Below are 26,816 nucleotides of genomic sequence, written 5' to 3' on the forward strand. Positions count from 1 at the left end.
CTACCAAATAAGTTATTTTTTATTAGAATTAAAACTAGTAACTAGTAATTAATATCAGCAGAATAAGCTGATATAATAAAACAAAAATATGATAATATATATATGGATTTAAGTATTATTTAAACAATTATAAAAGTCCAATAAAATTAAAAATTAGGAAAATGAATTTATCCATAAATATATTTAAGAAAATATAAAACTTAAAAGGGGATGAATATTATGGCAAGCAATACGTCCATAGGTATAGGTAAAAAGGGAAGCAAGTTTTGGATGCAAACAGTAGTGAATTTATGTGATGGAATAGTTCTTACAAAAGCTATTCAAAGTAAAGATAGCAATATAGGGAATATTAAGTGGTTATCACCATTACTTAAGGATGATTACAGAGAATTAAAAACTTATGAAATTAAAGGGATTTCTAAAGATCAACTAGATTTTTGGCCAGATAAAGGACCATCATGGGATGGGGTAGGAATAGATGAAAATGGTACAATTATTTTAGTTGAAGCTAAGGCAAACATTAATGAAACTCGTACAAAATGCAGTGCAAGTAATTCAAAAAGTATTAATCAAATTAAATCTTCTATGAAATCAGTACATAATAAAATATCATCAACAGATTATGATGAAGATATTTGGTTCAATAAATATTATCAAATTGGTAATAGAATTACTTTTTTAGTTAAATTAAAGGAAAAGGGGTTTAATGTTAAATTAGTCCTTTTAAATATTGTAGATGACCCAACTTATATAGAGACTTCAGAAGAACAATGGAATAAACATTATGAGGATGTTTTTACAGAGATGTTAGGATGTAAAGATACTCCAAATGATATTATAATCGTTAATTTAAAAAGTTAATTATGATAAATAGCAATTTAAGATTAAAATAAGTAAAATAGAATTATAAATTATAAAGGTATGCAATTACTATAATACAAAATTTTAAGGAGAGACTACATGAAAGTATATGAGGGGTTAGGTTTGCAGGATGAGTATGATGTTATAAACTCATATTATGGAATAGAAGATATAGATTATAGTAATAGAGAAGAATATAAAAAGTTTTTATATAGAAAATGTGATGAATATTTATCTGAGGATTCGAATTTTTTAAGAAATATGTTCAGAGTAGCTCTAGAGTTATTTTTATTTTACTTGGATGTAATGGAGAAGAACCCTAATGAATTTGTTGAAGTATTTAATGAATATGAATATAGACTAATAAAAAGTAATCAAGAAATTGCATTTCAGAGTATATCACTAAATAAAAACTTAGATTCATATAGTGATATAGTAGATAAAAACAATATCATAAATATTTGTATGAAAAGATATCAAGATATGGTTGAGAATTCATCAAGACATTTGACTTTATTTATGAAAATGTTTAATATCAAATCACCAACGTTTACGAAAAAGGATATGAATAATACATTAAGTAAAAAAATGAAGCAGTTGCAAGAATACGAAGAATTCGAAGGGGTTTTGAGACTGATAAATAGAGGTTTAAGGAATAAAATAGGGCATTTTGACTTATTTTATGATTTTAAGGATAATGTGTTTAGAGATCATAAAAGAAATATTATATATACTTATAGTGAATTTAATGAGTATAATTTAAATGTTGCAGCATTTGAATTTGGTTTTCAAGCATCAATTCCTTTTATAGTGTTATTGAGTTGGAATGAAATTGAGTTTTTACAAGAGTACATAGATAAGATAAGAAAATATGTAGGAGTATAGGTTATTATTAGGAATGAGATTAAAATTTAATTAATATTATTAAAGCAATATTTGTAAATAGACAGTTTAATAAATATGCTGTATTAAATTCGTGGCATAAATTGAATATGTGATAGCTATAAAAGCGCTGAATTTAAAGTAGGAGTCTATAAAATTAGTGCTTTTTTATTTAAGCTTAAGAATAAATAAGATTTCTCATAATATAATTAATATGAATGGTTAAAAAATAAGTGGTTTAATGATATATAAAAGGAGATTGGCATGAGCAACAGATTTAATTTAAAACAAGGGGATATATTGATAAATGATGACCTAATGCAAGTGTTCAAGTGCAGTGGGCAAGGTGGTATGAGAAAGTCAAACAAAACAAATACACTTGTCCTTATATCTGATGAAACTAAAGGACTATATGAAGACAAATGGTATGGTGCTGAGTTTCACTACACAGGTATGGGGAAAAAAGGTGATCAAAGCTTAGACTTTATGCAAAACAAAACTTTAGCTCAAAGCAATATAAATGGAGTAGAAGTACACTTATTTGAAGTGTTTGAAAAAAAGAAATATACATATGTAGGTCAGGTGAAATTAAGTGGAGAACCATATCAAGCTATGCAAAAAGATGAAGATGGTCTAGATAGAAAAGTATGGATATTTAAATTAAAGTTAATTGATGAATACGAAACACCTAAAGTTAAACAAGAAATAATAAATCAAAATACAGAACAAAAAGAAAAGAAAGCAAAAAAACTTTCAAATGAAGAATTAAAAGAAAAAGCTAAAGAAGTTAAAGGGAAACCAGGAACTAGAAACGTAGTATCAGAAACTTATAATAGAAATATATATGTAGTTGAATATACAAGAAGAAGAGCTAATGGAATTTGTGAACTTTGTGGAAATGAAGCTCCTTTTAAAAACTCAAAAGGAGAACCTTATTTAGAGGTACACCATATAGTATGGTTATCAAAAGGAGGAGATGACACTATAGAAAACACAGCAGCTTTATGTCCAAATTGTCATAGAAAAATGCATATAATTAATTCAAAAGAAGATGTAGATTATCTAAAAAAGATGATTAATAAATAATACAAAAATAAGAAGATAAGCTTAAGCTTATCTTCTTATTTTTTATAACACTCTTTACTTAATTGACTTACAGCAGGTACATCAGCAGGGGCCCATTTTAAAGAATCTAAGTTCTCTCTTTTTAACCAAACAAGCTTAGAATGTTCACCAGCAACAGGAACACCACCTACTAAATTACACTTAATTGCTATAAGATTAACTATAAAATTGCCATAATCATGTGTATTATCATTAAAAACCTCTAAAGCTTTTATATCACAATCAAGTTCTTCCTTAATCTCTCTTTCAATAGCCTCAAATAAAGACTCATTTTCTTCAACCTTACCACCAGGAAACTCCCACATATTAGGCAAAGTCATTTCAGGAGATCTTAAAGCACATAATATCTCTTCATTTTCATTTGCTATAATAGCTGCAACTACTTTTATCGTTTTTTTCATTTAAATCACCTCTTTGTATACAATTAATTATACTAAAGGTTTATTACTTAATAAATATGGAATATAATGGTATTGATAAAAAGTTAAAGTATTTATAAGAGGAGAACTATGAACGGATTAATATATAAATTAAATGAGCTAAAAAAGTTAAATAAAAAAGATTTAATAGATGAACTAAAAGAATATACAGAAGCTAAAGGTTTTATAGTAGAAGAAGGTCAAATAGCAGCTTGGGATGCCTGTATAGATTTTCTTAATAACCAAAATGAATTATTAAACAATAAAACTTACGATATAACATGTATATTTGAATACTTTCTACCACTAGAGGGAGGAAGAAGACCGGATGTTATTATGTTATTTGATGAAAAAGTAATAATCTTAGAATTTAAAAATAAACAAACCTACACAGAAGATGATATATCTCAGGCTATAGGATATAGAGAAGATCTATATAACTATCACAATTTTACAAGAGAAAATAATCTACAAGTGGAAAGTTACTTAGTATTAACAAAAGGAAACCTAAGTGAAAACATAAATAATTTTCAAATCTTAAATAAAGAAAATTTCCTAGAAAAAATAGATTTTAAAAATCTAACACCTTCAAACAAATCAAAAGCACAGGAATTTATAAATTCTGAATATGAACCATTACCAGATATACTAAGTGCTACTTATGATTTATTTAAAAGTGGTAAGTTACCACATATACAAAGTATTTCAGATGGAGATATAGAAAAAGCCTATACACAACTTAAGAAAATAGTATTTAATAACATGACAAAAAATCGCGGTAAAAATGTAGTGTTTGTAAGTGGAGTTCCAGGTGCGGGAAAAACTCTTGTAGCTCTTAAGTTTTTATACAATTACAACAAGTATATACAAAGCAAGAATACTAATAAAGGTGGAGCTATATATTTATCAGGAAATGGACCTCTTGTAAATGTTATAGAAGCTCAAATTGATGAAGCACTTGGAAAAGAAGGTTTAGGTAAAGCTTATATAAAAGGAGCTATTAAGTTTAAAAGAGAGTTTATGAACAACAATAAAATTCCAAATTATAATGTTTTATTATTTGATGAAGCCCAAAGAGCTTGGGATGAGGAAAAGATGAACTCAGGTGGTATAAGTGAGCCGCAAGCTTTAATTGATATATGTGATAAAATCTACAAAGCTAAAGGGGATGTTACTTTAGTTTGTTTTGTGGGAAATGGACAATCTATCCATGAAGGAGAAGAAAAAGGAATTAAACTTTGGGTAGAGGCATTAAAAGATAGACTAGATTATGATATATATTTACCTGATAAGTTTAAAGAAGATTTTTCAGAGGTTAAAAATTTAAATATAGTAAATGAGTTGCACCTAGATGTGTCTATTAGAAATAATTTTATAGATATATCAAAATTTATTGAAGCAGTTTTAAGTTGTAATGTTCTTGAGGCAAGAAAAGAGTTAGATCATATAAAGTCTAAAGGTTTTGTTATTAAGGTAAGTCGTGATTTTAATAAGTGTAGAGAGTTTGTTGAAAATCTTGAAAATAAGAATTTAAAGCATGGTCTTCTTATATCTTCAAAGGTAAAAGGAAATGATTTTGAAAATGTTAAAAAAGCCTTAGGAAAAAGTAATTTTACAAGCTATATAGACTCAAGAGAGGCAGGCAAGTGGTTTTTAAGAGATTGTAATAAAATGGAAACTGCTGCTTCAGAGTTTGCTTGTCAGGGATTAGAGATAGATTTTCCTATTGTTATATTTGGTGGAGATTATGTTGTTAAAAATGGTAAATTTGATTTTGATGAAAGTAAGCTTGGATACCATTTGAAGAAGTATAAAGATCCTAATTTGATTATGGAAAATATTTATAGGGTTTTACTTACTAGAAGTAGAAAAGGTATGATTTTATATATTCCTTATGATGAGAATTTAGATGAGACTTATGATTTTCTAAGAAGTGTAGGTGTTAATAACTAGTTTTTTACTATATTTGCTTTGAAGATTTGCTTTGTGCGAGTAGAGTTTTATGTTTATGATATATTCATTTACTATAAAGCTTAAAGGTCAGCATTTGACATTTCGTCAGATTACTAAAAATATAAAACTATTTCGTAAAAAAACATAGCACTTGAACGTATAGCTAATAAAATAAGTATTTTTTATTTATATCATAGATTTTTATGTTTTTAATTTTTACAAGACATAAATGAAAACAGGAGGAGAACAAGTGGAACTTTTATTTGCTTTTTTTGAAGATTGCAACTCAGTAAATAATATAGGGGTAAATTTTGGAGGGAAGTATACATTTAAATATAAAAAATGTGAAAGTGAACTTAAAATAGTTAAAAATAATAGGTATATAGAATCATTTTTTAATGTAACGAAATCTAATAATATTACAAATTTAACAGGTATTGTAGGGGAAAATGGATCTGGTAAAACTACAATTTTAAATAATATAGGAAGAATTATATACGATAGTGAAATTTCAAAATTAAGTAGTGAAGATAAGTTTCAACATGAACTAATATTATCGTTTATTAAAGATGATAAAATAATAATTTTTTCGCATGAAAAATTTATAAAAACAGCTAAAAATGTACAATATCCTGATGATATAGAGGTTGAGGTTATTATTTATGGTAGTGAAAATACAGAAAATTTAATAATAGAAAATAATCATAAACAGGTTGTTAGGGAAAGTCAAATATTAAAAGACATTACTTGTATTTATTTTTCTAACATATTTGATAATACATATCCTGAAATTTTAACAAGTGAATATAATGGATATTATGATATTTCAATCAATGGAATTCTTGCGAATTTAGGGAGAAATAAAATAAACCTTACTGGAATTAGGGCTCCTAGAAAAATAAATAGAGAAGAAAACATACGTAATAATAAATACGGAATAAATACTTTTAAATCATTAAAAATAAAACAAATATATCAGCAAATATGTTTTATTATAAATCATTTTAATATAAAAGATGAAGATATAGTACTGCCTAAAACTTTAAATATTTCGTGTGCATTTATTTATGGACAACCTAGTCTAAGATTTCATGATGAAAATATAAATGCTAAAGAGAGCTATATTGAAAATAAAATATATAGAAAACTTAATGATACTAGTGAAGTTAATATTGTACGTAAAACTTTTTTAATAGCTATATTAGATGCTTATTTTGAAGAAATGCAAAGGCCAGTAGATGATCCTAAAAAATTCAAAATACACGAGGAAAAATATAGTGTAGGTATAACTAAAGAGGATATATTTTCTTTACTTAGTGAGTACTGGAGAATGTGGTATGCTTATTTTAAAAATAAGAGACTCAAACATTTTGATGTAGATGAATTTAAGATAGTACACCAAATTTATATCGATTTAATTAAAATTATAGATAAAATAATCAGTGATAATACAGAAAATATAAAAATACATGATGGTCAAGTTAAAAGACAATACTCAAACGGAACAGTCTCTATAGGTAATGAAAAATTAGGAAGCTTAGAAATTAGTATAAAAGACAACAGTAAAATTGTATTGAAATTATTAGATATTTTAGAAAGAGTGAATATTGATCAAGATATAATAACTTTTACATGGAGAAATATTTCATCTGGAGAATATGCAATGCTAGAAACATACTCAAGGCTATATGATGTAATTAAAAATAATAAGAAGATAAATAAAAATATACTTTTACTTATAGATGAAGGTGAACTATATCTACATCCAGAATGGCAAAGAGTATATATATATAAAATATTGAGATTTTTAAATATTATATTTAAAGAATACAAAATACAAATAGTATTTGCATCTAACACTCCTTTATTGATTACAGATATTCCCAGAAACAATCTTGTTATGCTTAAAAAAGATATAGTAGATGAAGAAAATAAAAGTTCATTATATTGTGAAGATGACGAAACATTTGCATCAAATATAACTTCATTATTAAAAAAATCTTTTTTTATGAAATCAACAACAGGAGAGTTTGCTAAAATAAAAATTAATAACGTATTAAGTTTTTTAACAGATAAAAAATATGATGGAAAGTTAGATAAACATAGTTCACTGATGATTATAAATAGTATAGGCGAACCAGTTATAAGAAAAAAATTAATGCAATTATACAATGAAAAATATCAAGAAGAAAGTATATCTATTCTATTAGAATCTGAAATAGACCTATTGATAAAAAACGGATTAAATATTTCAGATAAAGATAAATTAAGGCAAGTGGAACAAAATTTATCTAAGGTTTTAGATAAAGTAAAAACAGCTTTGGAGGATAAGTAATTGATAAAAATAGATACTTTTAAAATAAAGAATTGGGATATTATAAAAGAAAATCATGTAAAATTTATTAAGAGTATAATAGAAGATGATTATAAGGAGTCAAGAAAGACTACCCAAAAAGAAATTATGGATGAATTACTGAGTGAAGTAATAACATATATAGACGAAAATATTGATTCAATTTTTATTGGGGAAAGAGAAATTATGCTTAAATGTGTAAATGAATTAAGGAAGTTAACATTTAAATATATAGATGAATATGAGCTTGATTTATTGGATAAATTTTTTCATGGAAGAAAAAAATCTAAAGATAAAATAATAAATGAAATAAAAGGATGTTTCAATGGTTCAGAGTATGATTCGGCACTAGAAAAATTTATACAAAATATTAATGAAGAATGCAGCAGATGCTATGAAAAAAAACAAAAAGATGATTTTATAGATCAAAACTATCCACACAATTTGGAGGGAGAAAAGTTTATACAAAATATTAAAAAAGAATGTAGTAGATGCTATGGAAAAAAGCATAAAGATGATTTTATAGATCAAAACTATCCACAATATAGAGAAGGATTGAAGATAAATAGTGAATTATCAAGTTTATTTGATTATGAGAAATTAGTTAAAGGAAGAGAAGGTTGGGATAGACATAAACTAATTAGTGATATGAAGTTAGAAGTGTGCCCATATTGTAATAGACAATATATAAGTGCATATAATGAAAATTTTAAATGTAAAACAACAGCAGACCTAGATCATTTTTATCCCAAAAGTATTTATCCCATTTTAGGATTGTCGTTATATAACTTTATTCCAAGTTGTCAGTTGTGCAATTCAAGATTAAAGTTAGATAAAGATTTTAGATTAGAAGAACATATATATCCATATGAAGAATCTTTTGATGATTATGGATATTATTTTACTACCTATCCTAATTCAAAAGGAGGAATTGACTATTTAAAAGCAGAGTCCGATCAATTTGAGCTGGAGATAAAGTGTAGTAATAAGGTTATTAATTCGGTTGATAAAGTTGAAAACTCAAAAAAAACATTTAAGCTTGAGGCGTTATATAGAAATCACAAAGACTATGTTTTTGAGATAATAAAAAAAGCAATTATTTATAATGATGATTATATTGAATTTATTGAATCTGAGTTTAGTGAATTATTCGAATCAAAGGAAGAAATTATTAGATTAATATTTTCGAATTATATAGATAAAGATGAATTGCATAGAAGACCATTGGCAAAGTTAACAAAAGATATATGTAATGAATTTGAAATTACCCTTTAATAACAACTATATTTTTAAGTTATAAAACTATTGCAAATGTATGCTGAGAAATAAAAAATTTAGATTATAAAATCAGAATTTTATTCAATTAAAATTAAAACAAGTTAATTATATAAATTAAATTGTAATGAGTAATAGGTTTAACTTAAAGCAAGGGGAGAAGCATATTTAGGGATACATCACATAGTATAGTTATCAAAAGGTGGAGATGACACCATAGAAAGTACAGAAACTATGTCTAAATTGTCATAGAAAAATGTAAATAATAAACTGACAAGAAGATGTAGATTATCTTAAAAATGGTTAATCAACAATATAAAAAAATAAGAAGATAAGTATAAGCTTATCTTCTTATTTTTTATGACACTCTTTACTTAATTGGCTTACAGCAGGTACATAAGTAGAAATCCATTTTAAAGAAGCTAGATTTTCTCTTTCAATAGCCTCAAATAAAGACTTCCCATTGTATACAACTAATTACACTAAAGCTTTATTACTTAATAAATATAGAACATAATTATATTGATAAAAGTTAAAATATTAAAAATAATGTAGTAAATTCTTTTTTTATACTTTAAATTTATCCAATTAAGATATATTATAAAAAAGAATGTATATGTTAATATTTTATTATATTAATGTTAATTTTATAACATATATTAAAATAATATATTGGAGGGAAAATGATACTTTACGAGAGAAAACACAAAGAAATAGCAAAAGAATATGCTTATAGGGTTTTAAAAGATAATATTATGTATTTAGATTTAAAACCAGGGGAATTATTAAGTGAGTCTAATTTATCTGAAAAATTAAAAATTTCTAGAACACCAATAAGAGAAATTTTAATGAAATTAAAAAATGAACACCTTATTGAAGTTAAGCCTCAAGCCGGTACTTATGTATCATTGATAGATATGGACCTTATAAATGAAGCCATATTTATGAGATCTGTTCTAGAAAAAGAAGTTTTAATACAAGCTTGTAGTGGATTTCCAGAAGAATTATTTATAGAATTAGAAAAGAATTTATTTGCACAAAAATTAGTTGTTGATAAAGCAGGAAAAGAAATTGAGTTTCATGATTTAGATAAAAATTTTCACAAGTTAATATTCTTAGGATGTAATAAAGCAAATATATGGGATGCTATTATGAATATAGGCACTCACTATAATAGAATGCGGCTTTTAGCTGAAATGAAAAGCAATAAAATGCAGATAATAAAACAGCATGAAGAAATGCTAGATATAATTAAAAATAATAAATTTGATAAGATAGATACGTACATAAACAAACATATAGTAGAACCTGCAAGTAAATGGGAAACATTAATAAATGAAAATGAAGAACTAAAGGCGTTCTTCAAGTAAAAGTATATAAAACATACATCAATAAATTACAAGTGTATGTTTTATATACTTTTTATTTATAATGAATTGTAAAAATATTTGCAATTTATTGTAGAATTTTGGGAAAAGGTATTGCATTAGTAAAATTGATATGCTAGTATACAAGTATATCATAAGAGTGGAGGTACAATATATGAAATTACCATTTAGTATTGACTTAAAAGATAAGGTAGCTGTAGTAACAGGTGGTACAGGTATACTTTGTGGGGCTATGGTTGATGCTTTAGCTAAATGTGGAGCTAAAGTAGCTATACTTGCATTAGGGAAAGAAGCTTGTGAAGCTAAAGCTAAAGAAATAGTAGACAACGGGGGATGTGCTATAGGTATAGAAGCTAATGTCTTAGATAAAGAAAGTTTAAAAAGAGCACATGAGATAATTTTAAAAGAATTTGGCCCATGTGATATATTAATAAATGGAGCTGGTGGAAACCATCCAAAAGGAACTACAACTAAAGAATACTTACTTGAAGAAGATTTAGATAATGAAGAATTAACATCATTCTTTGACCTAGATCAAAAAGGGGTAGAGTTTGTATTTAATTTAAATTTCTTAGGAACATTACTTCCATCACAAGAATTTAGTAGAGATATGATAAATAGAGAAGGATGTACAATTATAAATATATCTTCAATGAATGCATATACTCCTCTTACTAAAATACCAGCATACTCAGGAGCAAAGGCTGCAGTAAGTAATTTTACTCAATGGTTAGCTGTACATATGTCAAAGGTTGGAATAAGAGTAAATGCTATAGCACCTGGATTCTTTGTAACAGCTCAAAATGAAAAGTTATTATTTAATGAAGATGGAACTCCAACAGAAAGAAGTCAAAAAATATTAAATAGTACACCAATGGGAAGATATGGTGAAGCTGAAGAATTAATAGGAACATTATTATATTTAGTAAGTAGTGAGGCATCAGGATTTGTAAATGGTGTAGTAATACCAGTAGATGGAGCATTTAGTGCTTACTCAGGAGTATAGGAGATAGATTATGTTAAATACTATAAAAAATGAGGGAATTGTTGCAGTAATAAGAGCAAAGGACCATGATGAAGCTAAAGGATATATTAATGCTTGTGTAAATGGTGGAATAAGAGCAGTAGAATTAACGTATTCAATACCTAATGTTGTTGACTTAATAAAAGAATTAAGCTGTGATGAAAATCTTATATTAGGTGTTGGAAGTGTTTTAAATAAAAAAATGGCTAAAGATGCAATTTTAGCTGGAGCAAAATATGTTGTAAGTCCAGGGTATAATGAAGAAGTTAATGAAGTATGTAAGGAATTAAACACTCTTTATTTACCAGGATGTATGACAGTAACTGAAATAATGAATGCTATAGAAAATGGAAATCAAATGGTAAAATTATTCCCAGGAGACGTATTTGGACCTAAATATGTAAAAGCTATAAAAGCTCCAATACCTCACGTTGAAATAATGCCAACAGGTGGAGTTAGTATAGATAATGTAGAGAAGTGGTTTGAAATGGGAGTTTCTTGTGTAGGAGTAGGTAGTTCATTATTTGGAGCAGGAAGCTTAGAAGATATAGAAAAACTAGCTAAAGAATTTGTGGAGAAAATAAAAGATGTTAAAAACAAATAATAAAAAGGTTTTAGGATTTGGGGAAATAATGCTAAGACTTACACCTCCTAATAATCAAAAGATTATACAAGTTAATTCATTTGATGCAACTTATGGTGGAGGAGAAGCAAATGTAGTTGCGAGTTTAGCAAGTTTTGGACATCAAACTAAGTTTGTGACGAAATTACCTAATAACTCTTTAGGTGATAAAGTTATAAGAGACTTAAGGGGTTATAATGTAGATACAAGTGCCATATTACAAGGTGATGGAAGGCTTGGTATTTATTTTTTAGAAATTGGGCATGGACTTAGAAGCACTGAGGTTATATATGATAGAAAATATTCAGCTATATCTATGGCTAATAAAGGTGAGTTTGATATAGAGAATATGCTAAAAGATGTTAAAATGGTTCATTTATCAGGTATAACACCAGCGTTAAATAAGGAATTATATGAATTAACTATAGAGATAGCAAAATATTGTCATAATACTGGTATACTAGTATCCTTAGATTCTAATTATAGAGCGAAACTTTGGAGCTTAGAGGATGCTAAAGGATTTTTAGAAGAAATACTTCCTTTTGTAGATATAGCTTTTTTAGGAAGTTTAGATATGACAAATATATTAAAATATGAAGATTTAGGTTTAGAATTTGAAGATAACCTTAAAAATTTATATAAAAGATTATTTGAAAAATATCCAAATATAAAATATGCAGCTTGTACAAAGAGAACTGTTCATTCAATAAATAATAACTCATTAAAAGGTTATTTATTTGATAGTGAAAATTTATATAGTTCAAAGGAATACAAATTCGATATATTAGATAGAGTTGGTGGAGGAGATGCATTTACAGCAGGTATACTTCACGGAATTTTAGATAATTTAGATAAAAAAGATATCATAGAATTTGGAGTTTGCGCAAGTGCATTAAAGCACTCTATAAAGGGTGATATAAATATAATAGATAAAGATAGTGTAACAAGCTTGATAGGAAAAGGATTGCAAAATATAAAAAGATAATTGGGGAGAATACGAATATGGAAATGACGTTTAGATGGTATGGAAAAGATGACCCTGTAAAGATAGAGTACATCAGACAAATACCTGGTATGAAAGGGATAGTAACTGCAATATATGATATACCGGTAGGAGAAGTTTGGCCATTAGAAAAAATATTAGAGTTAAAAAAGACTGTAGAAGATAATGGATTAAAGCTTTCAGTTATAGAAAGTGTACCAGTTCATGAAGATATAAAATTAGGTTTACCAACTAGAGAAAGATACATAGAAAACTACAAGGAAACATTAAGAAACTTAGGAAAAGCAGGTATAGAAACAGTATGTTATAACTTTATGCCAGTATTTGATTGGACTCGTTCAGATCTAAACTATGAGCTTGAAGATGGTTCAACTTGCTTAATATATGATGAAGAAACAGTTAAGAAGATGGACCCAGCATTAGGTGAATTAGAACTTCCAGGATGGGATACATCTTATGGAGAAGGTGGACTAGGTGCATTACTTGATAAATACAAAGATGTAGATGAAGAAAAATTATGGGAAAACTTAGAGTATTTTATAAAAGAAATAATACCTGTAGCTGAAGAAAGTAACGTAAAAATGGCTATACACCCAGATGATCCACCATGGTCAATATTTGGACTTCCAAGAATAATAACTAACTTTGAAAACTTAGAAAGATTTATAAATCTTTATGATAGTGAATATAATGGTATAACTTTATGTACAGGATCATTAGGATGTACTAAAACTAATGATATAGTAAAAATGGTAAATTACTTTGGTAAAGAAAAGAACAGAATAAACTTTGCTCATTTAAGAAATGTTTTAATAACAGGAGATAGCAGTTTCAACGAAGTTGCTCATTTATCTGAGGCAGGGTCACTAGATTTTTATGAAATAGTAAAAGCATACTGTGATTATGAATTTACAGGTCCATACAGACCAGATCATGGAAGAATGATATGGGGAGAAACTGGAAGACCAGGATATGGATTATATGATAGAGCACTAGGAGCTGTTTATATAAACGGATTAATAGAAGCAATAAATAAAAATAAATAATTAAAATAATTAAGTAGTGTTTTAAAATGAAATTTATTTTAAAACACTACTTATAAAAATAGCATAAAAAAGTAAAAAGTGAAAACTAAAATACTAATTTAGGAGAAAATTATGAAAAAGTTTATGGACCAAGATTTTATATTATCAAATGAAGTAGCTAAAATCTTATATCATAATAATGCTTCAAAAATGCCGATATTTGATTACCACTGTCATTTGCCAGCAATTGAAATAGCACAAGATAAAGAATATGAAAATGTAACTCAATTATGGTTATATCATGATCATTATAAGTGGAGAGCAATGAGAAGTTTTGGGATAGACGAAAAGTATATAACAGGGGACGCTAGTGATTTTGAGAAATTTTATGAATTTGCAAATATGATGCCTTACTTAATAGGAAATCCTATATATCATTGGACACATTTAGAACTTAAAAGATATTTCAATGTAGAAGAAACTTTAAGTGCAAAGACTGCAAAAGATATTTGGGAAAAATGTAATAATGCTATAGTTAAAAATAATTTAACTGCAAGAAACTTAATACGTATGTCTAATGTAGTTTACATAGGAACTACAGATGATCCAATTGATGATTTAAGATACCACAAAGAAATTAATAGTGATGATAGTTTTGAGTGTGAGGTAAGACCTACATTTAGACCAGATAAAGCATTAAAAATACAAAATGAAGATTTCTGTGATTATATAAAGTTATTAGGGGAAACAGAAAATACAGAAATTAAAGACTATGATAAATTAATAGAAATATTAGAAAAAAGATTAAATTACTTTGTAGAAAATGGCTGTAATATAACAGATCATAGTTTAGAAAGAGTTTATTTTAAACCTGCTAGCAAAGAAGAAGTCGAAAATATTTTTGTTAAAGTTTTAGCGAAAGAGAAAATAAGTATAGAAGATGCTCAAAAATACACAACATTTACATTAATAGAATTAGGGAAAATGTATAGTGAAAGAAACATGGTAATGCAACTTCATATAGGGGCGCTTAGAAATAATAATACTAGAATGTTTAATGCTGTTGGAGTAGATGCAGGATTTGATAGTATTGATGATGGAGAAATCGCTTTCTCGTTATCGAGGTTATTAGATAGCTTAGATGTAGAAGATAAGTTACCAAAAACTATCCTTTATTGTTTAAATCCAAAAGATAATGAAGTATTAGGAACTATGATTGGAAACTTCCAAGGAGGACAAGTTGCAGGAAAAATTCAATTTGGATCTGGATGGTGGTTTAATGACCAAAAAGATGGAATGGAAAGACAACTTATAGCACTTTCACAATTAGGTCTAGTTAGTAAGTTTGTAGGAATGCTTACAGATTCAAGAAGTTTCTTATCATTTACAAGACATGAATATTTCAGAAGGATTCTTTGTAATTATTTAGGAGAGTTAGTTGAAAATGGAGAGTATCCATATGATTTAGAAATATTAGGGAATATAGTAGAAGATATATGTTACAACAATGCTAAAAAATATTTTACAAAATAATCCTAGGGGGAATTTAAATATGAATAAAAGGATTAAAGCGCTTTTACTTGTGGCTATAACTAGTTTATCAGTAGTTGGATGTAGTTCAAGTAAAGATAATGAAGCAAGAGTTATGAGAGTTGCTCACAACCAAGGTGAGGATCATCCAATACATCTAGCATTAAAAAAGTTTGAGGAAATTGTAGAAGATAAAACTAATAATGAAATAGATATACAAGTATACCCAAATGAATTATTAGGTGGACAGCGTGAGTCAGTAGAGCTTACTCAAACAGGAGCTATAGATATAGCTGTTGGAAGTATAAGTTTGCTTGAAAGCTTTAACAAATCATATAGTGTATTCAACCTTCCATATTTATTTGACAGTAAAGAACACTACCATTCTGTGATGAATGACGAGAATATAATGAACGATATATATGAATCAACTAGAGAATCTGGATTTGTTGGTCTTACATGGTTTGATGCAGGTTCAAGAAATATGTACACAACAGATAAACCTATAATGAAGCCACAAGATTTAAAGGGTAAGAAAATAAGAGTACAACAAAGTCAAACAAACATAAGAATGATGGAATTATTAGGTGGTTCTGCTACACCAATGAGTTTCGGAGAAGTTTATACTGCTCTTCAACAAAAGGTTATAGATGGAGCTGAAAATAATGAATTAGCACTTACTAATAATAAGCATGGAGAAGTTGCAAAACATTATTCATATAACCAACATGGTATGATTCCAGATATATTAATAATGAATGCTAAGCTATTAGAAAATTTAAGTGAAGAACATAGAAATATAATATTAGATGCAGTTGACGAAATAAATAAATTTGAAGTTGATGCTTGGGAAGATAAAGTAAATGAAGCAGTAGAACAATCAAAAAAGATGGGAGTAAAATTTTACTATCCAGATATAGAACCATTTAAAGAAAAAGTTTTACCACTTCACAGAGAACTGACTGAAAAAGACAAAGAAGTTAAAGCTGTATACGATAAGATACAAGCAAAAGCACCAAAAAGTAAATAAATACTAGTAGGGAGGAACAAAGGTGAATAAATTCAGAAATATATTAAACAAAGTAATAGAAGTAATATGTATTACACTACTAGCATTTATGGTAGTTTTAGGTACTTGGCAAATAATAACTCGTTATGTTTTAAATAATCCAAGTACAGTATCAGAAGATTTACTAATATATTCATTTGTATGGATGTCTTTACTAGGTTCAGCTTATGTATTTGGTAAAAAAGATCACATGACTATGGTGTTTTTTAGACAAAAACTTGAATCAAAAAGTCCTAAGGTAAAAATTATATTAAATGTAATTACAGAATTACTAGTAATGATATTTTCAGCATTCGTTTTAGTGCTAGGAGGATTCCAGATAAGTATGTTAGCTATGGGTCAAATATCACCAGCACTAGGAATATCTATGGGATATATATATTTATCACTTCCATTATCTGGAGTGATAACAATCATTTACAATATATTAAACTTAATGGATTTAAAGCAAGAAATCGCTCAATCAAATAAAAAGAATGTAAATGTTATGTAGAAATTAAAAATAATAATTAATCCGAGGGAGATAAGATTATGGAATTAGCATTTCAAGCAGGTTCAGCCATAGCTATTGTGTTTCCTATATTACTTTTATTAGGAATACCAATATCTGTGACTATAGGGATAGCGTCTATATTTGGAATAATCACTACACTATCGTGGGATATAGCAGTACTAACTGGGGCACAAAGAATATTTACGGGAATAGGTAGTTTTTCATTATTGGCAATACCATTTTTTGTATTAGCGGGAATAATAATGAATAATGGTGGTATTGCGTTAAAATTAGTGAATTTCGCAAAAATATTAAGTGGTAAATTACCAGGATCTTTAGCTCATACAAATGTAGTAGGAAATATGTTATTTGGAGCAGTAAGTGGTTCTTCAGTTGCAGCAGCGGCGGCAATCGGTGGAACAATGGCTCCACTTCAAGCTGAGGAAGGTTATGATAAAAACTATAGTGCAGCAGTTAATATAGCCTCTGCACCAACTGGACTTTTAATTCCTCCAAGTAACTCACTTATAATATATTCATTAGTAAGTGGAGGAACATCGGTAGCGGCACTGTTTATGGCTGGGTATATACCTGGTATATTATGGGGATTATCAGTAATTATAGTAGCATTTATACTTGCTAAAAAGTATAAGTATTCAAATAAATATAATATAAGCTTTAAGGAAGCTATGAAAGTATTTATAGAGGCACTTCCTAGTTTAGCTTTAATATTTATAATAATAGGTGGTATAGTAGGTGGAATATTCACAGCTACAGAAGGAGCAGCTGTTGCAGTTGTATATTCTTTCGTATTATCATTCTTTTTTTATAAATCTATAAAAGTAAAAGATATTCCAAGAATATTATTAGAAACAGTTGAAATGACAGGTATAATAGTATTCTTAATAGGTGTATCATCAATAATGTCTTGGGTTATGGCATTTACAAATATCCCAAGTGCAATAACAGAATTATTATTAGGAATATCTTCAAGTCCAGTTGTAATATTATTAATAATGAACTTAATATTATTAATAGTTGGTACATTTATGGACTTAACTCCAGCAATATTAATATTTACACCAATATTTTTACCAATAGCTAAAAACTTTGGAATGGACCCTATCCAATTTGGTATAATGCTTATATTTAACTTATGTATAGGTAATATAACACCACCAGTTGGAAATACATTATTTATTGGATGTAAAGTAGGTAAAACAAAAATAGAAGAAGTAATAAAACACTTATTACCATTTTATGTAGGGATATTGGTTGTACTTATATTAGTAACATTTATACCAGAAATAAGTTTATTTATACCTAAACTTATGGGAATGATTTAGTATAAAAAAGCTTAATAATATAAAAAAGAGATATTGGATAATTAGTCTAATATCTCTTTTTTATATCATTAAGAAATATATAAACTTAACCAAATTATAATTTTTAGTTGATAAAGATAAAATTTCTAAGGCATATCAAGAGGAATTAAACATAAGGAACTAACTATTTAAACATGAACATAATAATGAATATCCAAAGTAATTTAGTATAATGAAATAAAATGTGGTAATATATGGATAGTAAACTTAGAATTAATTCTAGATTTACATAACTCTATTATTTACTGTAAGCATTGTTCAGTCAACAATATAAATAAAATAATTTTATTCTTTTGTGGTGAAGAAACTCTGGAAAAAAATAGTACATATGATTGTGATGATTTGTTCCAATATTTAAATAGAAAAGTATGGTATTATAAAATAAAAATTATGGATAACAAAGATATGTACAAATAATCATAACTTCATGTATCCTGTTATTATTAGGAGGTGTAGTAGCTGCTCATTGTTTTTATTTTATATTAATTTCACATTAATAATATATTATATTTTTAGAATATAAATTTATACTTTGTATGTATATAATTAAGAAGCAAATAATTAAGAGGTTTATTTCAGATATAATAAAGATAATAAAGAGGTAATAGAATATGAAGACAAATATATTAATTATAGAAGATGAAGAAGCTATAAGAGAAGGTATAAGTGAATACTTATCTGAGGTTGGATATAGTGTAATGGTGGCTGAAGATGGACAAGATGGTATTAATTTATTTAATGAAAAAAAGTTTGACTTAGTAGTTCTAGATATAATGCTACCCAAATTAAATGGATTCGTTGTTTTAAATAAAATAAGAGAAGTTAGCAATGTACCAGTAATAATGCTAACTGCTATGAGTGATGACTACACACAAATAATGAGCTTTGATGAAAAAGCTGATGATTATATAACTAAACCATTTTCTGTTGTGATTCTTCATAGAAGAATAGAAGCTCTTTTAAGAAGGATAGATGATGAAAAAGTTATAAATAAATGGGTATATAAAGATATAGAAGTTGATTTTTTAGGATTCTCAGCAAAGAAAAATGATGAGGTTGTAGATTTGAAACCTAAAGAAATTCAATTATTAGATTTATTTATAAAAAATAAAAATAAAGTTTTAACTAGAAAGCAGATTTTAGATATACTTTGGGATATAGGTGAAGCTCCAAATGATCGTGTTATCGATGTATACATTAAAAATATAAGAAAAAAATTATTACTAGATTGTATTATAACTGTAAAAGGTATAGGGTATAAATTTGAGGTATAATCATGAAAAAGTTAAAACTATTTCCAAAAACTTATATATTTACAATGATATTAATGAGCATGATTGTTTTCATATCTCACACTCTACTATATATGCTATTACCAACATTTTACACAAATAAAAAGCAAAAAGAATTATCTAATATAAGTCAATCTATAGTTAAAGAATTAGAAAATAGCAATAGTGAAAATAGTATGGATATAGCTAAGAATTATGCAATGAAATATAAATTAAATATTATGTTAACAGTAGGTGACAAAACCAATATTTATGAGGGTATGAATCAAGTTGATGTATATGTCAACCCTGAGGAATTTAAAAACAAAGACTTAGTACTTTCAGAAGTTGAAAATAATATTTTTGACAGTAGTTTAAAGAATACATCTAATATTATCGACAATAGTCTAAATAATCCACATAATATTGGAAATAATAGAGATTATTTTAAAATTAAAAATTCATCAATACTTAGAATCGATAAATTTAAAAGTTTAAATGGTATTGAGGGTAAAATTAAAATCATGATGGGCCTACAATCATTTAAAGAGGCGAGAAGTGTTGTATTTATGATATTACCATATTCAATAGGAATAAGTTTATTTATTTCTACAATAGCATCATATATTTATACTAGAATAATTACTGATCCAATAAAAAAAATATGTAATGCAACTAAAGATATGGAAGTATTGAATAAGGATGCATATTGTGAAGTGGACACAGGTGATGAAATAGAATTATTAGCAGAAAATATAAATTCATTGTATAGCACATTATGGAATACTATTTATAATTTAGAATATGAAATAGAAAATGTAAGCAAATCAGAGAAAATGAAAGTCGATTTCTTAAGAAGTGCTTCTCATGAGCTTAAAACTCCTTTGATGAGTATTCATATTATGCTAGAAAATATGATGCTTAATATTGGAAAATATAAAAATCATGATATATACCTGGCTAAATGTAAAGATGAAGTTGATAGATTAAGTACTATGGTTCAAGATATATTAAATACATCAAGGCTAAATACTTGGAATGAACATAATGAATATAAATTTATAAGCATAAAAAATGTATTAGAGAAAACTATAGATCCATATAAAATTACAGCAAAGCATAAGCATATTAATATGATTATTGACTATTCTAATTCATTAATTATAAATACAGATGAAAGTTTATTAAATAAGGCTTTATCAAATATTATTTCTAATGCAGTAAATTATACAGATATAGGAAAAAATATAAATATATACTTTAATAATAATTCATTGATTATAGAAAATGAATGTGAACCAATTCCAAAAGAGCATTTAGAACGAATATTTGAAGCTTTCTATAGAGCGGAATTTGATAGAAATAGAAATACTGGAGGAAATGGATTAGGGCTATATATTGTTAAGCAAATATTTAATACGCTAGATATACAACATTCGTTTGATGCTACTGAAACAGGGATGAAATTTACTATGACTTTTAAATAATATTATTGTATAGAAATTATTAAAGAACACTTAGAGGTGTTCTTTTTTTTATGAAATAAAAGAATAAATATATAAAATACATATACATACTCATTTAATTTCATATTTGTTTCATATAGATTTTATATTATTCAAACATAGATAAGAAATAGATTAAGGAGGAGAGAAAAATGGATGTATTAAAGAGAGCCTGGTTATATATAACTAGAAAGAAGAAAAAAAGTATAATAATGCTATTTATTCTATTTACAGTATCTACAGCAATATTAAGTTGTATCTCAATAAAAAAAGCTACACAAATATCAAAGAATAATGCCACCAAAGGTTTAGCCAATTTCTTTGATTTAGAAACAAATATTGGTTATACACAAAAGAGGGGACTTTCAAGAAAAGTCATAGAAGATATATTAAAAATTAAGGATATTAAAAAATATAATGCCTCAATAGCTGGTGGAGGAGATATTGAAGGAATTAAAAAAGTAAAATCAAATAAAGCAACACCATATAACTATGAAGGATTAGAAAAAACTTTTCAGTTAACTGGAAATGAATATACAGAGTCAGATTTAAAATTTGTTAATCATATGCTTAAGTTAGTTAAAGGAAGACATATCAAGAGTGGAGATAAAAATAAAGTATTAATACATAAGAGTTTGGCTGAGCTTAATAATTTAAAGATAGGTGATAAATTAACTATAAATAGAATGTCTGCAACAGATTACTATGCAATTCCAGGTAAAGGTAAAAATCAAATGGTACTAGAGATTGTTGGTATATTTGATAATGGAACAAAAGAATTAGAAAGAGAAGGTAATCCTATAGAGATAATAGAAAATAATTTATTATGTGATAATAGCGCTATAAAGGAATTCTATGAATATGCCGATGATGATGATTTATATTATTTTGCAAGTTTTTATGCTGACAAAAATACTAATATAGATTCTGTTATATCTAAAGTAAAAAAACTACCTCTAAATTGGGATGATATGAGAATCAATAAGAGCGGTGATATATTCCTTGCATTAACTCAGTCATTTGAAACGATGGATAAGTTTGTAAACATGATATTAATAGGAAGTATAGTAATTAGTGGAGTTATACTATCATTAATATTAACATTTTGGATTCAAGGCAGAATTCATGAAACAGGAATATTATTATCTATTGGAGTTTCAAAGTTTAAAATAATAGCTCAATATATAGTTGAATTATTAATAATTAGTGTATTAGCATTTAGCTTATCATATTTTTCAGGTCAATTGATATCTCAAAATATTGGAGATTCATTAATGCAAAAGGCTGCAAATGAAACTGTTCAAGACTTAAAATATGCAGGAGGTATGCAATTAGGTAATGATCCTGAAAGTAAGATGCTTACACACACATCAAAGGATATAGAAGTTAAAATAACTCCTAAGGAAATTATATATGTGTGGGTTATAGGATCAGGAATTGTAATAGCATCAGTAGCTATATCATCAGCATCTATAATACGCCTAAAACCAAAAGAAATATTATCTAAAATGAGTTAGGAGTGAAGGATATGTCTATTTTAAAATTAAATCAGATTAGTTATTCATATAAAAATGGGAAAAGTATATTAAAAGATATAAGTATGCAGTTTGAAGAAGGTAAATTTTATGCTATTTTAGGAGTATCAGGTGCAGGTAAAAGTACATTATTATATTTATTAGCCGGATTAGATGAACCTAAAACTGGTCAAATTTTATTTAAAAATACGGATATAAAAGAAAAAGGATATGAATATCATAGGAAAAATAATATATCTTTAGTTTTTCAAAATTATAACTTAATAGATTATTTAACGCCATTAGAAAATATAAGGATAGTAAATCCAAAAGCTAGCAAAATGTATTTAGAGGTACTTGGATTAAAAGACGAAGAGATAAATAGAAATGTACTTCAGCTATCAGGAGGGCAACAACAACGTGTTGCAATAGCAAGAGCATTAGTTGCTAACGCACCTATAATATTAGCAGATGAACCAACTGGAAATTTAGATAGTGATACATCAGATGAGATTATAGATATGTTAAAATCAAGTGCACATGATAATGGTAAATGTGTAATTGTTGTAACACATAGTAAAGACATGGCTAAAGAGGCTGATGTGGTACTAAGATTAAAAAATAGGGATTTAGTTGAAATTTAAAACTTATAAAAAAGGAAGGTTAATTATGAGAAAGTATCGTAAACAAAATAAGAATTTTATAGTTATAGGATTATATGTTATATCCTCTATTATAGCTTTATATACATTATTTACTATATATAATTCGTATATATACATTTCGGGACTTGTAAATAGTAAAGGTTTAGTTATAAAGTCACAGTTAATAAATATTATATATTATTATATGAATTCATCTATGCCGTATATATTTTACACAATAGCTATTTGGGGAATAGGTTATATAATATATAAGTTAGATAACTTGAAAATATATGAGATAAATAAAGAAGATAATACAATTGAAAATGATAATGATTTAGAAAAAGCTGAGCAAGATTTAGATTCTTTTGTTAATATTTTGAAAAATAATAGATAAAATAAAGGTCTATCTCAAAAAGGTATTGATTGTTTAATCAATACCTTTTTTATTATTGCTATTATAGCTGGTGATGAGAACTGTATAAATAAATTTGAAATTTTATATTGTTTTAATATGTTTAAAATTTATTAAAAAGTTATCTAGCATATCCTAAAATTAAAATACACTACATAAAATTAGAAACATCAAATCGAATTAGATTTTATCTTTTTGGAAATAATAAAATAGATATTTATTAAGGAGGAAAGCAAAATGCAAAGAGGGAATTTAAAATGTAATGCAACTAATTGTATGCATAACCTAAATTATGACTGTAAGGCAGGTGCCATACATGTAAGTGGACTTGGGGCAGTTGCGATTGAAGGTACTAGTTGCACAAGTTTTGCAGATAGAGATAGTAGTAGTTTTGTAAATAGTTTATCTGGAAGTCCTAAAGAGAAAGAATCATTTTTTAATAGTTCTAATAGCAGTTTTGTAAATAATGTAGGTGACTTAACTACAAAGCCATGTGATATAAAATGTGAGGCTCATAATTGTATATATAATAAAAACAAAGAATGTCATGCAGAAAATGTTGAAATAGATGCAGACAATGCACGTTGCAATTCCTTTGATTATGGAGAACATATTTAAATGAATGTAATTAAATAGATTGGAATTACTAGGTTTTAAAACTTAGTGATTCCTTTTTTATCGTTTAATTGAAAAAAAGATGCAAAAAGGTGTCATAATATGCACAATTGCTAATAATAATTTTTTCCCTTTTAATTTCATACAGGTATAAGAAATTAAAAAAATTTTAAAAATAATAGAGTGTGACATAGTAGTAGGAATAGCTATATAAACTTAGTTAAGTTATAATTTATATAGCTATATAACTGAAATTATATTACAGTTTTGATATATAATTAATTTTAGCAAGGAGCAAGACAATAATTGGGGGAAATATAATGTTAAAAATAGCAATATGTGAAGACGAAAAAAAGGAAAGAGAATTAATAAAAGACTACTTAATAAATATACTAAATGAAATTAACATATCTTATGAAATACTTATATTCAATTCAGGGGAAGAACTTTTTAACAACTACCCTCAGGAGGTAGACATATTCTTATTAGATATCTTAATGGATAAGTTAAACGGAATGGATACTGCAAGAAAAATTAGGACATTAGACAACAAAGCAGAAATCATCTTTATAACATCTTTAATAGAGTATGCACTAGAAGGCTATGAAGTAAGAGCCTACAGATACTTAATAAAACCAGTAAAATATCAAAATTTAAAAGAGAATATAATAAACTGTATAAAAGAAATAGATATAAAAAATAAATATATTATCATAAAAGAACAAGGAAACCGAATAAAGCTAGATATAAGTGAAATAACCTACATAGAAGTACAAAAAGAAAATATAACTATCCATACATTAAATCAAATATACGAAACTAAAGGCACTATGAACAACCTTGAAAAAGAAATAAATTGTAGTAGATTTTATAGATGCCATAAAAGTTATTTAATAAACTTAGAACATATAAAAAGTATAAAACAATACACAGCAATACTTGAAAATAGTGATGAAGTACCTATAAGCAGATACAGATTTAAAGATACAAAAGATAGATTTTTCGATTTAATAGAGGATAAGCTATGTTAGATTATTTTTACGTTTTAGGCATGATAAATATGGCTACATTTATAATTTTCTTTTTCGCTTTAATGAACAAAAGAGGATATATTTATAAATGTAAATCAAAAAATCAACTTATATTAATTTCAATACTAGTTATAGCTCAAATTATAAGTAGAATGCCCTTTGGAATTGTAGCACCATTTATTTTAATAATAATAATTTTATCACTATTTTTAATCTGTAAAACAATTTATCAAATGGACACAAAAAAATCTATTATAAACTCTGTAATATATACCTTAGTATATCTTTTGATAGAATGTAGCATATATTGGATTTTATACTTTTTGGTTAGGTATGTAGCTTTAAACCTACTTGAATTAAATATAATAATAACTTTTATTGTTATGTTTACAGGTATTTATTTTTTTGATAAACTACAGAAATTTTACAATAACAAAAGATATTATATCTATATAATTTTAACAATAACAGTTAATGCAGTTATAATTTTATTTTTTAATATATCAGAAAAAAAGATAGGAGACTTATATTCAATACTAGTAAAAAACAATCTTGAATATATAAGTCTAGTAGATACAATGATATTTTCAGTTTTTATGAAAAATACATTTCCATATATTTTATTTATTATAAATATAATATTAATATCTCTATTTATTAACTCTATAAAATCAGAAAAGGAAAAAATTAAAACACAGTTTTTAAATGAAAAATTAGATATGCAATATAAATACTATATAATGGTTAAGGATTCACAAGAAAAAATGAGGCAAGTATATCATGATATGAATAATCATATAAAAAACATAAAATCATTAAAAAATAGTAGTGAAGAGGTAAATAAATACATTAACAATATAGAAGATGCAGTAAAAGAAACTAAAAATATTTATACTACAGGAAATTTATTATTAGATATTATCTTAAATGAAAAAAGTGAAGACTGTATTAAAAATAATATAGATTTTAATGTAGGCATAAATTTTAGTAAGTGTGAATTTATAGAGATGATTGATATAAGTAGTATATTTTCAAATTTAATAGATAATGCAATAGAAGCATGCAATAAAATTGATGATAGTAATATAGAAAAATACATAACTATAAAAAGTACTTTTATAAAAGGGTATTATGTTCTTAGATGTGAAAACAGCAAGACAAATAAAGTAATAATTAAAAATAATAAGATATTTACTTCTAAAAAAGATAAATTCCTTCATGGGGTAGGTCTTGAAAGTATAAAGTCTTCATTAAAAAAGTATAATGGAGAATTAAAAATCAAGGATAGTGAGTATAAATTTATAGCTACCATTTATATACCAATTGAATAGAAATTTATGTATTAGTATGCTAGTTGTCGGTGAAAAAATACCAGTTGTCGGACTTATATTGAACCTAAATTTTAGAAATGTTA

The 26,816-nt window shown here is 26.3% G+C and carries 24 protein-coding genes; 23 read left to right on the forward strand and 1 reads right to left on the reverse strand.

Features of this window, described 5'->3' with window-relative positions:
* Positions 1–219 precede the first annotated feature (219 nt).
* The 3 genes from ABFX13_RS09835 (at position 220) to ABFX13_RS09845 (ending at position 2,829) form a co-directional block, all read left to right on the forward strand.
* Entirely contained in the window at positions 220–861 is a 642-nt protein-coding gene (locus ABFX13_RS09835; RefSeq protein WP_346045472.1) for a hypothetical protein, read from the forward strand.
* A gap of 99 nt (positions 862–960) precedes the next feature.
* Positions 961–1,746 (forward strand): hypothetical protein, encoded by a 786-nt coding sequence (locus tag ABFX13_RS09840; protein WP_346045474.1) that lies wholly within the window; start codon positions 961–963, stop codon positions 1,744–1,746.
* Between the two features lie 261 nt (positions 1,747–2,007).
* Positions 2,008–2,829, forward strand: coding sequence for an HNH endonuclease (locus ABFX13_RS09845; protein WP_346045476.1), 822 nt, complete (start codon positions 2,008–2,010; stop codon positions 2,827–2,829).
* 35 nt (positions 2,830–2,864) lie between these two features.
* On the opposite strand, the gene ABFX13_RS09850 is transcribed toward ABFX13_RS09845, so the two are convergent.
* Entirely contained in the window at positions 2,865–3,269 is a 405-nt protein-coding gene (locus ABFX13_RS09850; RefSeq protein WP_346045478.1) for a (deoxy)nucleoside triphosphate pyrophosphohydrolase, read from the reverse strand.
* A 108-nt stretch (positions 3,270–3,377) separates the two neighbouring features.
* Here ABFX13_RS09850 and ABFX13_RS09855 point away from each other — a divergent pair, with 108 nt between their 5' ends.
* From ABFX13_RS09855 to ABFX13_RS09950, 20 genes are all read left to right on the forward strand, one after another.
* Complete coding sequence (locus ABFX13_RS09855; RefSeq protein WP_346045480.1) at positions 3,378–5,240, forward strand: DNA/RNA helicase domain-containing protein; 1,863 nt, start codon at positions 3,378–3,380, stop codon at positions 5,238–5,240.
* 250 nt (positions 5,241–5,490) lie between these two features.
* On the forward strand, positions 5,491–7,575 hold the full coding sequence (locus ABFX13_RS09860; protein ID WP_346045482.1) for a hypothetical protein: 2,085 nt from the start codon (positions 5,491–5,493) through the stop codon (positions 7,573–7,575).
* Positions 7,576–8,868, forward strand: coding sequence for a hypothetical protein (locus ABFX13_RS09865; protein WP_346045484.1), 1,293 nt, complete (start codon positions 7,576–7,578; stop codon positions 8,866–8,868).
* 683 nt (positions 8,869–9,551) lie between these two features.
* Positions 9,552–10,238 (forward strand): GntR family transcriptional regulator, encoded by a 687-nt coding sequence (locus ABFX13_RS09870; RefSeq protein WP_346045486.1) that lies wholly within the window; start codon positions 9,552–9,554, stop codon positions 10,236–10,238.
* Between the two features lie 172 nt (positions 10,239–10,410).
* A complete protein-coding gene (locus ABFX13_RS09875; protein ID WP_346045488.1) occupies positions 10,411–11,262 on the forward strand; it encodes an SDR family oxidoreductase in 852 nt (283 codons plus the stop codon).
* 10 nt (positions 11,263–11,272) lie between these two features.
* On the forward strand, positions 11,273–11,884 hold the full coding sequence (locus tag ABFX13_RS09880; protein WP_346045490.1) for a bifunctional 4-hydroxy-2-oxoglutarate aldolase/2-dehydro-3-deoxy-phosphogluconate aldolase: 612 nt from the start codon (positions 11,273–11,275) through the stop codon (positions 11,882–11,884).
* The gene (locus ABFX13_RS09885; RefSeq protein WP_346045492.1) at positions 11,868–12,887 is read left to right on the forward strand and encodes a PfkB family carbohydrate kinase; all 1,020 of its coding nucleotides are present in this window, start codon (positions 11,868–11,870) and stop codon (positions 12,885–12,887) included. Before ABFX13_RS09880 ends, ABFX13_RS09885 begins: the two co-directional genes overlap by 17 nt.
* 17 nt (positions 12,888–12,904) lie before the next feature.
* A complete protein-coding gene (gene uxuA / locus ABFX13_RS09890; protein ID WP_346045494.1) occupies positions 12,905–13,951 on the forward strand; it encodes a mannonate dehydratase in 1,047 nt (348 codons plus the stop codon).
* Positions 13,952–14,062: 111 nt separating this feature from the next.
* Positions 14,063–15,463 carry a glucuronate isomerase gene (uxaC, locus tag ABFX13_RS09895; protein ID WP_346045496.1) on the forward strand — a complete coding sequence of 467 codons (1,401 nt, stop codon included), beginning with the start codon at positions 14,063–14,065 and terminating at the stop codon, positions 15,461–15,463.
* A gap of 19 nt (positions 15,464–15,482) precedes the next feature.
* The gene (locus tag ABFX13_RS09900; protein ID WP_147544700.1) at positions 15,483–16,490 is read left to right on the forward strand and encodes a TRAP transporter substrate-binding protein; all 1,008 of its coding nucleotides are present in this window, start codon (positions 15,483–15,485) and stop codon (positions 16,488–16,490) included.
* A 22-nt stretch (positions 16,491–16,512) separates the two neighbouring features.
* Entirely contained in the window at positions 16,513–17,022 is a 510-nt protein-coding gene (locus ABFX13_RS09905) for a TRAP transporter small permease subunit (protein WP_195924206.1), read from the forward strand.
* A gap of 38 nt (positions 17,023–17,060) precedes the next feature.
* Positions 17,061–18,368, forward strand: coding sequence for a TRAP transporter large permease (locus tag ABFX13_RS09910; RefSeq protein WP_346045501.1), 1,308 nt, complete (start codon positions 17,061–17,063; stop codon positions 18,366–18,368).
* Between the two features lie 650 nt (positions 18,369–19,018).
* Positions 19,019–19,681 carry a response regulator transcription factor gene (locus ABFX13_RS09915; RefSeq protein ID WP_346045503.1) on the forward strand — a complete coding sequence of 221 codons (663 nt, stop codon included), beginning with the start codon at positions 19,019–19,021 and terminating at the stop codon, positions 19,679–19,681.
* A gap of 2 nt (positions 19,682–19,683) precedes the next feature.
* Positions 19,684–21,165: a sensor histidine kinase gene (locus ABFX13_RS09920; protein WP_346045505.1), complete on the forward strand. Its 1,482-nt coding sequence runs from the start codon at positions 19,684–19,686 to the stop codon at positions 21,163–21,165.
* A 170-nt stretch (positions 21,166–21,335) separates the two neighbouring features.
* Entirely contained in the window at positions 21,336–22,700 is a 1,365-nt protein-coding gene (locus ABFX13_RS09925; RefSeq protein WP_346045507.1) for an ABC transporter permease, read from the forward strand.
* Positions 22,701–22,711: 11 nt separating this feature from the next.
* Entirely contained in the window at positions 22,712–23,341 is a 630-nt protein-coding gene (locus ABFX13_RS09930; protein WP_346045509.1) for an ABC transporter ATP-binding protein, read from the forward strand.
* 25 nt (positions 23,342–23,366) lie between these two features.
* Positions 23,367–23,738, forward strand: a complete 372-nt coding sequence (locus tag ABFX13_RS09935; RefSeq protein WP_346045510.1) for a hypothetical protein — start codon at positions 23,367–23,369, stop codon at positions 23,736–23,738.
* A gap of 255 nt (positions 23,739–23,993) precedes the next feature.
* Positions 23,994–24,374, forward strand: coding sequence for a DUF1540 domain-containing protein (locus ABFX13_RS09940; protein WP_346045512.1), 381 nt, complete (start codon positions 23,994–23,996; stop codon positions 24,372–24,374).
* 317 nt (positions 24,375–24,691) lie between these two features.
* Positions 24,692–25,402: a LytR/AlgR family response regulator transcription factor gene (locus ABFX13_RS09945; protein WP_346045514.1), complete on the forward strand. Its 711-nt coding sequence runs from the start codon at positions 24,692–24,694 to the stop codon at positions 25,400–25,402.
* Positions 25,396–26,733 carry a sensor histidine kinase gene (locus ABFX13_RS09950; protein ID WP_346045516.1) on the forward strand — a complete coding sequence of 446 codons (1,338 nt, stop codon included), beginning with the start codon at positions 25,396–25,398 and terminating at the stop codon, positions 26,731–26,733. Before ABFX13_RS09945 ends, ABFX13_RS09950 begins: the two co-directional genes overlap by 7 nt.
* Positions 26,734–26,816: the final 83 nt, after the last annotated feature.

This window comes from Paraclostridium tenue, from assembly GCF_039521565.1.
Taxonomy (GTDB): domain Bacteria; phylum Bacillota; class Clostridia; order Peptostreptococcales; family Peptostreptococcaceae; genus Paraclostridium; species Paraclostridium tenue.